A 13,196-nucleotide genomic window follows, 5' to 3' on the forward strand; every position below is an offset into this window, starting at 1 on the left:
AAACCCCACGCATAAAAAAGCCCGGAGCAAGGTCCGGGCTTTTTTATGCGACTAACTCAGTAGTCCGTGTTGCCACGCAGTTGCGCTTCGGCGGCCTTGGCCAGATCCGGCGGCAGGAAGTCCTCGTCCGGGTTGTAGTCGGATTTCAGGTACTGCTCGAGGGCGTTGAGGTCGTCCGGGCTCAGGGTGCCGGCGGCCTGCTTCAAGCGCAGGTTATTGAGGATGTAGTCATAGCGCGCGTTGTTGTAGTTGCGCACCGAGCTGTACAGCTCGCGCTGGGCGTCGAGCACGTCGACGATGTTGCGCGTACCGACCTGGTAGCCGATTTCGGTGGCTTCCAGGGCGCTCTGGTTGGAGATGATCGACTGCTTGCGCGCTTGCACGGTTTCCACGTCGGTGTTGACCGCGCGGTGCAGGTTGCGGGTGTTCTGCACCACCTGACGACGCAGGCTTTCGCGCAGCTGCTCGGTCTGGTTCAGGCGCTGGTAGGACTCGCGCACCTGGGAGCTGGTCAGGCCGCCGCTGTAGATCGGGATATTCAGTTGCAGGCCGATGCTGGTCTGTTCGGCATCGCCGTTGTAGCCCGGCAGCCCGTTGCTGTTGCTGAAACCCAGCGAGTCGTTGTCGCCTTTCTGGTAGCTGGCAACCGCATCCAGGGTCGGTGCGTGGCCGGCTTTACGCTGGCGCAGGGTTTCTTCGGCAGCGTTCACCGCATAGTTGCTGGCCTGCAGATTGAGGTTCTGCGCGGCGGCGGTGTCGACCCAGGCTTTGGCGTCATTCGGCGTTGGCGCGAGGATCGGCAGGCTGTGCTCGATGCCTTCCAGCGCATTGAAGTCGCGGTTGGTCAGGGTGATCAGCGCCTGGAAGGCGTCCTCGACCTGGCGCAGGGCGATGATGCGGTTGGCGCGGGCGGTGTCGAAACCGGCCTGGGCTTCCAGTACGTCGGTCTTGTCCGAGAGGCCGACGTCGAAACGCTCATTGGCCTGGTCCAGCTGACGCTTGAACGCCGCTTCTTCGGCCTTGGTCGAGGCCAGGTTGTCCTGGGCGCGCAGCACCGCGAAATAGGTCTCGGCGCTCTGCAGAATCAGGTTCTGTTCGGTGGCCGACAGTTCCAGTGCTGCTTGCTCGTTGCTCGCCTCGGCGGCCTGCAGCTGGAACCAGCGGTCGGCACGGAACAGCGGTTGGCTCAGGTTGGCGCGGTAGGACGTGCCGCTGCGCGAGGAGTCCACGTCACTAATGCTGCGATCAACCTTGGTTTCGGTGTTGGCCATGTCGGCGCCAGCGGACAGGTTCGGCAGCAAACCGGCACGGGCCTGCGGCACCACTTCGCGGCGCGCTTCATAGTCAGCGCGGGCGGCGGCCAGGTCGGCGTTATTGTTGGCGGCTTCCTGGTAAACCGTGACCAGGTCGGTTTTGCTGGACTGCGGGGCTTGTTCGGCCCAAGCCAACCCATTGGAGGCGGCGGCCACGGCGATAGCCAGAGAGAGTCTGCGCAACATTAGGGGAATCATCCTGAATTTGGCGGTAATCCTCAAGGCTAAGGGGCCGTGCCGAGAGGGTCAAGGACAGTTATGGCGGCTGGAGTGTAGTTTGCAACAAGCTATGTTGCCTTAGCGCAACAATCCAGGTGATTTTGTTCCTGTCGTCACTATCCGACGCGTGGGTCATGAATATTTGACCCGCGGGTTGGTTTTATTGGCTGGGGTTGATTAGACTGGCCGCGTTCTTGTCGGGGTGCCCCAATTGCGGGGCTGAGATTGGCAGCTGCCGGATCCCGTTGAACCTGATCAGGTTAAAGCCTGCGTAGGGAACAAGATGTGCTCGCCCATTCTCTGGCGAGCCTCTGGCACCGCCCCAGGTGCGCCTCTCGCCGCTCATCCGTCCAGGTTCGCTCCGACATTCAGCCCTGGAGAGCCGCCGATGAGCACACAAGAAAAAAACCTCAATCCGATCCTGAGTGAATCCGCCCAGGTCGACCAACAGTCGATCCAACCCTTCACCCGTTCGCAGAAAGTTTACGTCCAGGGTTCGCGCCCGGACATTCTGGTGCCGATGCGTGAAATCAGCCTGGACGTTACCCCCACCGACTTTGGCGGCGAGATCAACGCCCCGGTGGTGGTCTACGACACCTCCGGCCCGTACACCGATCCCAAGGTCATCATCGACGTGCGCAAAGGCCTGGCCGACGTGCGTTCGCCGTGGATCGAAGCGCGTGGCGATACCGAGCGTTTGAGCGGTCTGAGCTCGAACTTTGGCCAGCAGCGCCTCGCCGATGCCGAGTTGACCAAGCTGCGTTTCGCTCACGTCAACAACCCGCGTCGGGCCAAGGCCGGGGCCAACGTCAGCCAGATGCACTACGCCCGTAAAGGCATCATCACCGCCGAGATGGAATACGTCGCCATCCGCGAGAACATGAAGCTGGAGGTGGCGCGCGCCGCCGGCCTGCTCGATCAGCAGCACGCCGGGCACAGCTTCGGTGCCAGCGTACCGAAGATCATCACCCCCGAATTCGTCCGCGAAGAGATCGCCCGCGGTCGCGCGATCATCCCGGCCAACATCAACCACACCGAACTGGAACCGATGATCATCGGCCGTAACTTCCTGGTGAAGATCAACGGCAACATCGGCAACTCGGCGCTGGGCTCTTCGATTGAAGAAGAAGTGGCCAAGCTGACCTGGGGCATTCGCTGGGGCTCGGACACGGTCATGGACCTGTCCACCGGCAAGCACATTCACGAAACCCGCGAATGGATCATCCGCAACTCGCCGGTGCCAATCGGTACCGTGCCGATCTATCAGGCCCTGGAGAAGGTCGGCGGCGCAGCCGAAGAGCTGACCTGGGAGCTGTTCCGCGACACCCTGATCGAGCAGGCCGAGCAGGGCGTGGACTACTTCACCATCCACGCCGGCGTATTGCTGCGTTACGTGCCGATGACTGCCAAACGGGTCACCGGTATCGTTTCCCGCGGTGGTTCGATCATGGCCAAGTGGTGCCTGGCGCACCATAAAGAGAACTTCCTCTACACCCATTTCGAAGACATCTGCGAAATCATGAAGGCCTACGACGTCAGCTTCTCGCTGGGCGATGGCCTGCGTCCGGGTTCGATTGCCGACGCCAACGACGAAGCGCAGTTCGGTGAGCTGGAAACCCTCGGCGAGTTGACCAAGATCGCCTGGAAGCACGACGTGCAGACCATGATCGAAGGCCCCGGCCACGTGCCGATGCAGCTGATCAAGGAGAACATGGACAAGCAGCTGGAGTGCTGCGACGAGGCACCGTTCTACACCCTCGGCCCGTTGACCACCGACATTGCGCCGGGCTACGACCACATCACCAGCGGCATCGGTGCGGCGATGATCGGCTGGTTCGGTTGCGCCATGCTCTGCTACGTCACGCCCAAGGAACACCTGGGCCTGCCGAACAAGGATGACGTCAAAACCGGCATCATCACCTACAAGATCGCCGCTCACGCTGCGGACTTGGCCAAGGGACATCCGGGCGCGCAGATTCGTGACAACGCCCTGTCCAAGGCGCGCTTCGAGTTCCGTTGGGAAGACCAGTTCAACCTCGGTCTGGATCCCGACACCGCGCGCAGTTATCACGACGAAACGCTGCCCAAGGACTCGGCGAAGGTGGCACACTTCTGCTCCATGTGCGGGCCGAAGTTCTGCTCGATGAAGATCACCCAGGAAGTTCGCGTCTATGCTGAAGAGCAACGCATCGCCGCACTCGACCTGGATGCCGAGGCGGGTATGCAAGCCAAGGCAGAGGAGTTCAAGGCGCAAGGTGCGCAGCTCTACCACAAGGTCTGATAGAGCTTCTGCTGCGCCATGTTTCGGCGCAGCATAGGGTGTAACCAGAACGGGCCTTCGGGCCCGTTCCTGTTAATTCAGGGGGACGTTATGCAGCGGGATGATGTCGAAGTGATCCAGCGTGAGGCCTGCTTTAGCGGCTTCTACAAGCTCGATCGACTGCGTTTGCGCCATCGCCAGTTTGCCGGTGGCATGGGGCCTGAGCTGAGTCGTGAGCTATTTGTGCGTCACGATGCGGTGTGCGTGCTGCCCTACGATCCGCAGCGCGATTGCGTGGTGCTGATCGAGCAGTTCCGCGTTGGTGCGCTGGATAAAAGTGCCAATCCCTGGCTGCTGGAGCTGGTCGCCGGCTTGATCGACAAGGATGAGGTGCCGGAGGAAGTAGCCCGTCGTGAGGCGCTGGAGGAAGCCAATCTGCCGCTGACCTCGTTGTGGCCGATTACTCAGTACTACCCGTCGCCGGGTGGCTCGGATGAACGTGTGCATTTGTTCGTCGGCCGCTGCAACAGTGAAGGTGCGGGCGGCGTGCATGGGTTGGCGGAGGAGGGCGAGGACATTCGCGTGCATGTCTGGCCGCTGGAAGATGCCCTGGATGCGCTGAAAGATGGGCGGATCGACAATGCCGCCAGCATCATCGCCCTGCAGTGGCTGGCGCTGAACCGCGCCGAAGTGCGGGGGCTGTGGTCGTGAACCTGCTGCGCGAGCGTTATCGGGTCGACCTGGTCGAGCTGCAAGCCGCTTGCGAGGCTAACTATGCACGCCTGATGCAATTGCTACCGGCGATGCGCGAGAGCCCGGATGCTTATCGGCAGGCGCGCCGTGTGGCCATGAGTCAGGGTGAGCAGCAACTGGGGGTGCTGGCGCTGCAAGTGCTGGAAACCTGCCCCTACACCTCGACCCTCTCCGTGTGTCAGGAGCACAGCCTGTCCTGGTTGCCGGCACCGCAGATGGAGGTGCGCGTGTACCACGATGCGCGCATGGCGGAAGTTATCGGGGCGCAGAGCGCACGGCGGTTTCGCGGCATCTATCCCTATCCCAATGCGGCCATGCACCAGCCGGATGAGAAGACCCAGCTCAACCTGTTTCTCGGTGAATGGCTAAGCCACTGCCTGGCCTGCGGTCACGAGCTAGTCCCGGTACGTTAGGCTTTTCCACGTTCTGCCGATAACCCGTCGCAGGCGCATCGTTCCTATACGCGCTAGCCTTAAGGCGGGCGCTGGATTTACAGCGGACGTTCTGTGACCTATTCCCCTTTCGCGGGTTTACCGGCGGCAGGGCTAGCCAGCATAATTCACGCATTCCGCTCAAGGAGAAGGTCTTGCCGGGCGCGCCAACGAAAACCACTGCTGCTGTTGATCGCTCGGTACTGCTGGTGCAGTTATCCGACAGTCATCTGTTTGCCGATGCGGCAGGCAAGCTATTGGGCATGGATACCCAGGACAGCCTGCAGCGGGTGATTGAGCGCGTGTTGCAGGAACAGCCGCAGATTGACCTGATTCTGGCCAGTGGCGACCTGTCGCAGGACGGCAGCGCAGAGTCTTATCAGCGTTTCCGCGAGATGACCGCCGCCATCCCTGCGCCCGCGCGCTGGTTCCCCGGTAACCATGATGAGGTGCCTGCTATGCAGGCGGCCTGCGTTGGCAGTGATCTGTTGGAGCCGGTGATCGACCTGGGCAACTGGCGCGTGACCCTGCTCGACTCCTCGATCCCCGGTGCCGTTCCCGGCTATCTCGATGATCAGCAACTGGCCTTGCTGGAGCGCGCACTCAGCGAAGCGCCGGATCGTCATCACCTGATCTGCCTGCACCATCACCCGGTGTCCATCGGCTGCAAGTGGATGGAACCCATCGGTCTGCGCAACCCGGATGCTCTGTTTGCCGTGCTGGAGCGTTTCAGCCAGGTGCGAGCGGTGCTCTGGGGGCATATCCATCAGGAACTCGATCAGCAGCGCGGCCCGATTCGCCTGCTGGCGTCGCCCTCGACCTGTGTGCAATTTGCTCCCGGCAGCGAGGAGTTTCAGGTGGATAAAACCGCGCCGGGCTATCGCTGGCTGCGCCTGTTCGACGATGGTCGCCTGGAAACCGGGGTGTCGCGGGTTACTGGCATCAAGTTCGAAATCGATTACACCATCAAAGGCTATTAAGGCCTTTGCGGCTGCGTGGCTAACCGGTTGCAGCCGGTCGCCGCAACCGGTTAGCCTCCCGCCCCATGACCACATCCATTCTCTATATCCACGGGCTTAACAGCTCTCCGGCGTCGCTCAAGGCCAGCCAGTTGCAGCGCGCTATGGCGCAGCTGGGCCTGGCCGCGCAGCTGCGGGTGCCGGCCCTGCATCACCATCCGCGCCAGGCCATTGCCCAGCTCGAAGCGCTGATCGCCGAGCTTGGTCGGCCCGTGCTGGTTGGCAGCTCGTTGGGCGGCTACTATGCGACCCACTTGGCCGAACGCCACGGCCTGCCGGCGCTGCTGATCAACCCGGCCGTGCGTCCGCACCTGCGTTTCGACGGCTACCTGGGTCCGCAGAAGAATTATTACAGCGACGAGACCTGGGAGCTGACCGCCGATCATGTGGCAGCCCTGGCCGAACTGGATGTGCCGGCCCTGCAAGATCCGGCGCGTTATCAGGTGTGGCTGCAGACTGCCGACGAAACCCTCGATTACCGCGATGCCCAGAGCTATTACCGCGCCTGCGCGCTGCGTATCCAGGCCGGCGGCGATCATGGTTTTCAGGGTTTTGCCGAGCGTCTGCCGATGCTTTTCGCTTTCGCCGGTATTCCTCGCCATCTGTGGCAGGATATCGACTTTTCCGCTCTCAATTGACGAACAAGAGACCCCATGGCCCAGCAAGGTTCTAGCTCTTACAACGCCGATGCCATCGAAGTCCTTTCCGGCCTCGACCCGGTGCGCAAACGCCCGGGCATGTACACCGACACCAGCCGGCCCAACCACCTGGCCCAGGAAGTTATCGACAACAGCGTCGACGAAGCACTGGCCGGGCATGCCAAATCGATTCAGGTGATCCTCCACGAGGACAACTCTCTGGAAGTGCTCGACGACGGTCGCGGCATGCCAGTGGACATCCACCCGGAAGAGGGCGTGCCGGGGGTCGAACTGATCCTGACCAAGCTGCACGCCGGCGGTAAGTTCTCCAACAAGAACTACCAGTTCTCCGGCGGCCTGCACGGCGTGGGCATCTCGGTGGTCAACGCGCTGTCGACCAGCGTGATCGTCACGGTCAAACGCGACGGCAACGAATACCAGATGAGCTTTGCCGACGGCTACAAGGCCAGCGACCTGGCCGTGGTCGGCACGGTGGGCAAGCGCAATACCGGCACCAGCGTACATTTCTGGCCGGACGCCAAGTATTTTGACTCCTTCAAATTCTCCGTCAGCCGCCTTAAGCACGTACTCAAAGCCAAGGCGGTGTTGTGCCCGGGGCTCGCGGTCAGTTTCGAGGACAAGGCCAGCGGCGAGAAAGTCGAGTGGCTGTACGAAGACGGCCTGCGTTCCTATTTGGTGGATGCGGTCAGTGAGTTTGAACGGCTACCCACTGAACCCTTCTGCGGCAGCCTGGCAGGCAATAAGGAGGCGGTCGATTGGGCGCTGCTGTGGCTGCCGGAAGGCGGCGACGCGGTGCAGGAAAGCTACGTCAACCTGATTCCCACGGCCCAAGGTGGCACCCACGTCAACGGCCTGCGCCAGGGCCTGCTGGATGCCATGCGTGAGTTCTGCGAGTTCCGCAGCCTGCTGCCGCGCGGGGTCAAGCTGGCTCCGGAAGATATCTGGGAGCGCATTGCCTTCGTTCTGTCGATGAAGATGCAGGACGCGCAGTTCTCCGGGCAGACCAAGGAGCGCCTGTCGTCTCGCGAGGCGGCCGCCTTCGTCTCCGGTGTGGTGAAAGATGCCTTCAGCCTGTGGCTTAACGGCCATCCGGAACTCGGTCAGCAGCTCGCCGAACTGGCGATCAGCAACGCCAACCGCCGCCTCAAGGCCGGCAAGAAGGTCGAGCGCAAGCGCATCACCCAGGGCCCGGCGCTGCCCGGCAAGCTGGCCGATTGCGCCGGCCAGGACCCGATGCGCTCCGAGCTGTTTCTGGTGGAAGGTGATTCCGCCGGTGGCTCGGCCAAGCAGGCGCGCGACAAGGAGTTCCAGGCGATCCTGCCGCTGCGCGGGAAAATTCTGAACACCTGGGAAGTCGATGGCAGTGAAGTGCTGGCCAGCCAGGAAGTGCACAACATCGCCGTGGCGGTTGGCCTCGATCCGGGTTCCAGCGACCTCAGCCAGCTGCGCTACGGCAAGATCTGCATCCTCGCCGACGCCGACTCCGACGGCCTGCACATCGCCACCTTGCTCTGCGCCTTGTTCGTCCAGCATTTCCGCCCGCTGGTGGATGCCGGTCACGTCTACGTGGCCATGCCGCCGCTGTACCGCATCGATCTGGGCAAGGAGATCTTCTATGCCCTCGATGAGGGTGAGCGCGATGGCATCCTCGATCGCCTGGTGGCCGAGAAGCGCCGTGGCAAGCCGCAGGTCACCCGCTTCAAGGGCCTCGGTGAGATGAACCCGCCGCAACTGCGCGAAACCACCATGGACCCCAACACTCGGCGTCTGGTGCAGCTGACCCTGGATGATTACCCTGGCACCCAGGAGATGATGGACATGCTGCTGGCGAAAAAACGCGCCGGCGACCGTAAATCCTGGCTGGAGTCCAAGGGCAACCTGGCCGAGGTGTTGCTCTGATGCAACGGCTGCTGGCCGTCTGTTTGCTGGCCTGTTCACCGCAGCTGGCCGCCGCCTCGGCGCTGGAAGAGTTGAAATTACTCAGCGAGCAGCCGGTCGAGGGCATCGCCGCCGGCAATCTGTCCGGGCTGGCCTGGTGCGAGGGCGCGCTATGGGCGGTTTCGGACCGCGAAGACGAGCGCCTTTATCGACTGCAGCCGGGCACCACGCAGTGGCAGGCCGAGGCCGAGCACTTTGTCGCCCCTAACCCGCCTGAAGTGCGCTTGCCCTGGGGCTTGCGCATGCGCGGCTGGGTGGCCGGCCTGGTGCGCGGTGGGGCACTGGATTTCGAAGGCTTGAGCTGTGACGCCGCCGGTAACCGTTACCTGGTCAGTGAGGCCAAGGCCGCAGTGCTGCAATTGCCAGCGATCGGCGAGCCGGTTTGGCTGAAACTCCCACAAGGTCTGCTGCGCCAGGCGCGGGCCAGCGGCATGCTGCTGCATTACAACTCGTTGTTTGAGGGCATCGCGGTCGACCCCGCGGGTGCGCGTCTGTGGCTGGCCGCCGAGCGCATGCGCCGTGGCCTGCTGGTGGTGCACAAGCAGCGCTCAAGCTGGGACTGCACCGGCGGTTGCGTGTTGTTCAGCGAAGCCGGCAGCGAAGCGGGGCCCGCACAGTTGGGCGGCAAGGAGCAGCCGCTGGATTTTTCCGGGCTGGCGTTCCATAACGAAAAACTCTTCACCCTTGAGCGTCAGGCCCATCGTATTTGTCGGCGCAGCCTGAGCGATGGCAGTGTTGAGCGCTGTTGGTCGTTTGCCAGCGAGGCACTGACGGACGCGCGGCGCTATAGCCCAACGTATGGCCTGGCGGAGGCGCTCTGGGTCGACGCCGACGGTGCCTGGATCGGTGTCGACAATGGCCGCTTCAGCCGCGCCGATGGCGAGCAACGACCGATCATCTGGCGCTTTGCCGCGCCGCAAGGCGGTTGGGGGAGCACTCAGTGAGCCAGCAGAGTCCGAGCCAGCGTGCCGGCCGGGTGATGCTGGTGCTGGCCTGGGGGGCCGGCTTGTGGCTGGCCACGCATTTCTTCGGCAGATGGGAAGACGCTCAGCGCAATCCCAACAGCGCTCCCGAATCCGTGCATGGCAGTGGCTATGTGGAAGTGCAACTGGCCAGCAGCCGTCAGGGCCACTACCTGGCCAGTGGCAAGATCAACGGCGAGGAAGTGACCTTCCTCCTCGATACCGGGGCCACCCAGGTGGCGGTGCCGATCGAAGTGGCGCAGCGTTTGGGTTTGCAGGCGGGGGCGCCGATCACCATCAGCACCGCCAATGGCCGCGCCACGGCGCACCGTACGCGCCTGCAGCGTTTGCAGCTGGGCGATATCGTGCTGACCGAGGTGGACGCCTTGATCGCTCCCGGCATGGGCGGCGATGACGTATTGCTGGGCATGAGTGCCCTGAAACAACTCGAATTTACCCAGCGCGGCGGCACCTTGCTGTTGCGCCAATCCACCTTGCAATGAGGCACGCATGAGCGAATCCCTCGATTTGAGCCTGGACGGTGTTGAACGCCGTTCCCTTGCCGACTTTACCGAGCAGGCTTACCTCAACTATTCCATGTACGTGATCATGGACCGCGCGCTGCCGCATATCGGCGACGGCCTCAAGCCCGTGCAGCGGCGCATCGTCTACGCCATGAGCGAGCTGGGCCTGGACGCCGACTCCAAGCACAAGAAGTCGGCGCGTACCGTCGGCGACGTGCTCGGCAAGTTCCACCCGCATGGCGACAGCGCCTGCTACGAAGCCATGGTGCTGATGGCGCAGCCGTTCAGCTATCGCTACACCCTGGTCGACGGCCAGGGTAACTGGGGTGCGCCGGATGATCCGAAGTCCTTCGCCGCCATGCGTTACACCGAGGCACGCCTGTCGCGCTATTCGGAAGTACTGCTGACCGAGCTGGGCCAGGGCACCGTCGACTGGGTGCCGAACTTCGACGGCACTATGAATGAGCCGGCGACCCTGCCGGCACGCCTGCCGAATATCCTGCTCAACGGCACCACCGGCATCGCGGTCGGCATGGCCACCGACGTGCCGCCGCACAACCTGCGTGAAGTCGCGGCCGCCTGCGTGCGCTTGCTGGATGAGCCGAACGCCACGGTCGAGCAGCTCTGTGAGCATGTGCTCGGCCCGGACTATCCGACCGAAGCCGAGGTCATCACCCCGCGTGCCGATCTGCTGAAGATCTACGAAACCGGCAAGGGCTCGGTGCGCATGCGCGCGGTCTATCGAGTGGAAGACGGCGACATCGTGGTCACCGCGCTGCCGCACCAGGTCTCCGGGGCTAAGGTGCTGGAGCAGATTGCCGCGCAGATGCAGGCGAAGAAGCTGCCGATGGTCGCCGACCTGCGTGATGAGTCGGACCACGAGCACCCGTGCCGCATCGTCATCATTCCGCGCTCCAACCGGGTGGATGCCGACGAGCTGATGCAGCACCTGTTCGCCACCACCGAGCTGGAGTCCAGCTACCGGGTCAACACCAACGTCATCGGCCTGGACGGCAAACCCTCGGTCAAGGACCTGCGCACTCTACTGACCGAGTGGCTGGTGTACCGCGTCAACACCGTGCGTCGTCGCCTGCAGTTCCGCCTGGACAAGGTCGAGAAGCGCCTGCACCTGTTGGAAGGCTTGCTCACCGCCTTCCTCAACCTGGATGAAGTGATCCACATCATCCGCACCGAGGATCAGCCCAAGCCGGTGCTGATGGAGCGTTTCGGTCTCACCGATATCCAGGCGGACTACATCCTCGACACCCGCCTGCGTCAGCTGGCCCGCCTGGAGGAGATGAAGATCCGCGGCGAGCAAGACGAGCTGGCCAAGGAGCGCGCCAAGCTGCTGGCCCTGCTCGGCAACGAAACCAAGCTGAAGAAGCTGGTGCGTGACGAAATCATCAAGGATGCGGAAACCTATGGCGACGACCGTCGTTCGCCGATCGTCGCCCGCGCCGAAGCCAAGGCGCTCAGCGAAACCGAGTTGATGCCGACCGAGCCGGTCACCGTGGTGATCTCCGAGAAGGGCTGGGTGCGCTGCGCCAAGGGCCACGATATCGACGCCACTGGCCTGTCGTACAAGGCCGGCGACGGCTTCAAGACGTCCGCGCCAGGCCGCTCCAATCAATTCGCCGTGTTTATCGACTCGACCGGACGCAGCTACTCGCTGGCCGCGCATTCGCTGCCGTCTGCCCGTGGCCAGGGCGAGCCGTTGACCGGTCGCCTGCAGCCGCCGCCGGGCGCGATCTTTGAGTGTGTGCTGTTGCCTGATGACAGCGCGCTGTATGTGATCGCCTCGGACGCCGGTTATGGCTTTGTGGTCAAGGGCGAAGACCTGCAGGCCAAGAACAAGGCCGGCAAGGCGCTGCTCAGCCTGCCGACAGGCGCGCTGGTGGTGCCGCCCAAGCCGTTGGCCAATCGTGAAGAGGACTGGCTGGCTGCGGTGACCACCGAAGGTCGTCTGCTGCTGTTCCCGGTGCGCGATCTGCCGCAACTGGGCAAAGGCAAGGGCAACAAGATCATTGGCATCCCCGGCGAGCGCGTCGCCAGCCGTGAGGAATACCTGACTGATCTGGCTGTGTTGCCGGCAGGTAGCACCCTGGTGCTGCAGGCTGGCAAACGCACTCTGTCGCTCAAGCCCGATGATCTGGAACACTACAAAGGTGAGCGCGGCCGTCGTGGCAACAAGCTGCCGCGTGGCTTCCAGCGCGTCGACAGCCTGTTGGTCGAAGCGGGCTGACGCATGCCGCTACAGTGCTGCGCTGGAGTCGCAGGCGGCTTTCAAGGATGATACGCGGCCGCGAGGTGGGCTGGTTAAAGCGGCCCACCTGCACGTATTGGTAGGCACGCCGGCGACTTGCCGGCTGGATGAGTGAGATGACTGCACTGCGTTTTCCCGGAATTCTGCTGCTGGCCGGCGTGCTCAGCCTGGCAGGCTGCGCGCGTTACCAGCAGGTACCGCTGTATCAGCTCGATAGCGGCACTATCAGTGTGCCGACGGCCGAGCAGGGCGTCGCCGTATTGCTCGGGCCGGTAGCCATTGCCGACTACCTGCAACGCGAGGCGCTGTTGCAGCGCCAGGTCGATGGCAGTCTGACCAGCGCCGAAGATGCGCGCTGGGCTGGCAGCTTGGCTGCTGAGATCGATCAGCAGCTGTTGCGTCAGCTGGCTTCGCGCCTCGACAGCCAGCGCCTGGTGTTGGCCCCGGCGGCGCCTGGTTTTATCCCGCAGGTGCGTTTGGCATTGTCGATTACCCGCCTCGATTCGGGCCCACAGCGCCCGGCGGTGCTGGAGGCGCAGTGGCGTCTGGCCGGAGCCGACGGCAAGTTGCTCGATGGTCGCCTGGTGCGTCTGGAAGAGGCCCATGGTGGTGCTATCGTCGATCAGGTGCGCGCGCAGAGCCTGCTGGTGCAGCAACTGGTCGAGCAGCTGGCTGTCGCGGTGGAAGAGCATGGCGCGCCGGCACCGGCTGTCGCGCAGCCGGCGCGCAAGCCCGCTCCAGTGAAGCCTGCGCCGCCGAAAACACCGCGGATTCCGGTGGCGGATCCAATGCGTGGTGAGAGTGAGGTGTTCCGCTTCTAAGCGCAGCCAACAAAAAAGCCCGCCAATCGGCGGG

At 63.3% G+C, this 13,196-nt stretch carries 11 protein-coding genes and 1 riboswitch; of the genes, 10 read left to right on the forward strand and 1 reads right to left on the reverse strand.

Annotated elements, in window-relative coordinates:
- Positions 1-56 precede the first annotated feature (56 nt).
- Positions 57-1,499: a TolC family outer membrane protein gene (locus tag WBK23_RS08365; protein ID WP_424483522.1), complete on the reverse strand. Its 1,443-nt coding sequence runs from the start codon at positions 1,497-1,499 to the stop codon at positions 57-59.
- Between the two features lie 221 nt (positions 1,500-1,720).
- Positions 1,721-1,827: riboswitch (TPP riboswitch) on the forward strand.
- Positions 1,828-1,920: 93 nt separating this feature from the next.
- On the opposite strand from WBK23_RS08365, the gene thiC reads away from it, so the two are divergent.
- The 10 genes from thiC (at position 1,921) to WBK23_RS08415 (ending at position 13,162) form a co-directional block, all read left to right on the forward strand.
- On the forward strand, positions 1,921-3,813 hold the full coding sequence (gene thiC, locus WBK23_RS08370; protein WP_424483523.1) for a phosphomethylpyrimidine synthase ThiC: 1,893 nt from the start codon (positions 1,921-1,923) through the stop codon (positions 3,811-3,813).
- Positions 3,814-3,903: 90 nt separating this feature from the next.
- Positions 3,904-4,503 carry an NUDIX domain-containing protein gene (locus WBK23_RS08375; protein ID WP_424483524.1) on the forward strand — a complete coding sequence of 200 codons (600 nt, stop codon included), beginning with the start codon at positions 3,904-3,906 and terminating at the stop codon, positions 4,501-4,503.
- Entirely contained in the window at positions 4,494-4,958 is a 465-nt protein-coding gene (locus tag WBK23_RS08380; RefSeq protein ID WP_424483525.1) for a DUF1249 domain-containing protein, read from the forward strand. The genes WBK23_RS08375 and WBK23_RS08380 overlap by 10 nt, the downstream gene beginning before the upstream one ends.
- Positions 4,959-5,131: 173 nt before the next feature.
- Positions 5,132-5,956, forward strand: a complete 825-nt coding sequence (gene cpdA, locus WBK23_RS08385) for a 3',5'-cyclic-AMP phosphodiesterase (RefSeq protein ID WP_424483526.1) — start codon at positions 5,132-5,134, stop codon at positions 5,954-5,956.
- A 65-nt stretch (positions 5,957-6,021) separates the two neighbouring features.
- Positions 6,022-6,633, forward strand: coding sequence for a YqiA/YcfP family alpha/beta fold hydrolase (locus WBK23_RS08390; protein ID WP_424483527.1), 612 nt, complete (start codon positions 6,022-6,024; stop codon positions 6,631-6,633).
- Between the two features lie 15 nt (positions 6,634-6,648).
- On the forward strand, positions 6,649-8,553 hold the full coding sequence (parE, locus tag WBK23_RS08395; RefSeq protein ID WP_424483528.1) for a DNA topoisomerase IV subunit B: 1,905 nt from the start codon (positions 6,649-6,651) through the stop codon (positions 8,551-8,553).
- The gene (locus WBK23_RS08400) at positions 8,553-9,536 is read left to right on the forward strand and encodes an esterase-like activity of phytase family protein (RefSeq protein ID WP_424483529.1); all 984 of its coding nucleotides are present in this window, start codon (positions 8,553-8,555) and stop codon (positions 9,534-9,536) included. The genes parE and WBK23_RS08400 overlap by 1 nt, the downstream gene beginning before the upstream one ends.
- Before the next feature lie 35 nt (positions 9,537-9,571).
- The gene (locus tag WBK23_RS08405; protein ID WP_424483647.1) at positions 9,572-10,057 is read left to right on the forward strand and encodes a retropepsin-like aspartic protease family protein; all 486 of its coding nucleotides are present in this window, start codon (positions 9,572-9,574) and stop codon (positions 10,055-10,057) included.
- A gap of 7 nt (positions 10,058-10,064) precedes the next feature.
- A complete protein-coding gene (gene parC / locus WBK23_RS08410) occupies positions 10,065-12,320 on the forward strand; it encodes a DNA topoisomerase IV subunit A (protein WP_424483530.1) in 2,256 nt (751 codons plus the stop codon).
- Between the two features lie 137 nt (positions 12,321-12,457).
- On the forward strand, positions 12,458-13,162 hold the full coding sequence (locus tag WBK23_RS08415; RefSeq protein ID WP_424483531.1) for a PqiC family protein: 705 nt from the start codon (positions 12,458-12,460) through the stop codon (positions 13,160-13,162).
- Positions 13,163-13,196: the final 34 nt, after the last annotated feature.

It is taken from the genome of Pseudomonas sp. (genome assembly GCF_049653025.1).
GTDB lineage: Bacteria > Pseudomonadota > Gammaproteobacteria > Pseudomonadales > Pseudomonadaceae > Aquipseudomonas.

Excerpts from the sequence above, each read along its gene's own strand:
- WBK23_RS08365 (WP_424483522.1), bottom strand. The coding sequence starts at position 1,499 with ATGTTGCGCAGACTCTCTCTGGCTATCGCCGTGGCCGCCGCCTCCAAT.
- thiC (WP_424483523.1), top strand. The coding sequence starts at position 1,921 with ATGAGCACACAAGAAAAAAACCTCAATCCGATCCTGAGTGAATCCGCC.
- WBK23_RS08375 (WP_424483524.1), top strand. The coding sequence starts at position 3,904 with ATGCAGCGGGATGATGTCGAAGTGATCCAGCGTGAGGCCTGCTTTAGC.
- WBK23_RS08390 (WP_424483527.1), top strand. The coding sequence starts at position 6,022 with ATGACCACATCCATTCTCTATATCCACGGGCTTAACAGCTCTCCGGCG.
- parE (WP_424483528.1), top strand. The coding sequence starts at position 6,649 with ATGGCCCAGCAAGGTTCTAGCTCTTACAACGCCGATGCCATCGAAGTC.
- WBK23_RS08400 (WP_424483529.1), top strand. The coding sequence starts at position 8,553 with ATGCAACGGCTGCTGGCCGTCTGTTTGCTGGCCTGTTCACCGCAGCTG.
- WBK23_RS08405 (WP_424483647.1), top strand. The coding sequence starts at position 9,572 with ATGCTGGTGCTGGCCTGGGGGGCCGGCTTGTGGCTGGCCACGCATTTC.
- parC (WP_424483530.1), top strand. The coding sequence starts at position 10,065 with ATGAGCGAATCCCTCGATTTGAGCCTGGACGGTGTTGAACGCCGTTCC.
- WBK23_RS08415 (WP_424483531.1), top strand. The coding sequence starts at position 12,458 with ATGACTGCACTGCGTTTTCCCGGAATTCTGCTGCTGGCCGGCGTGCTC.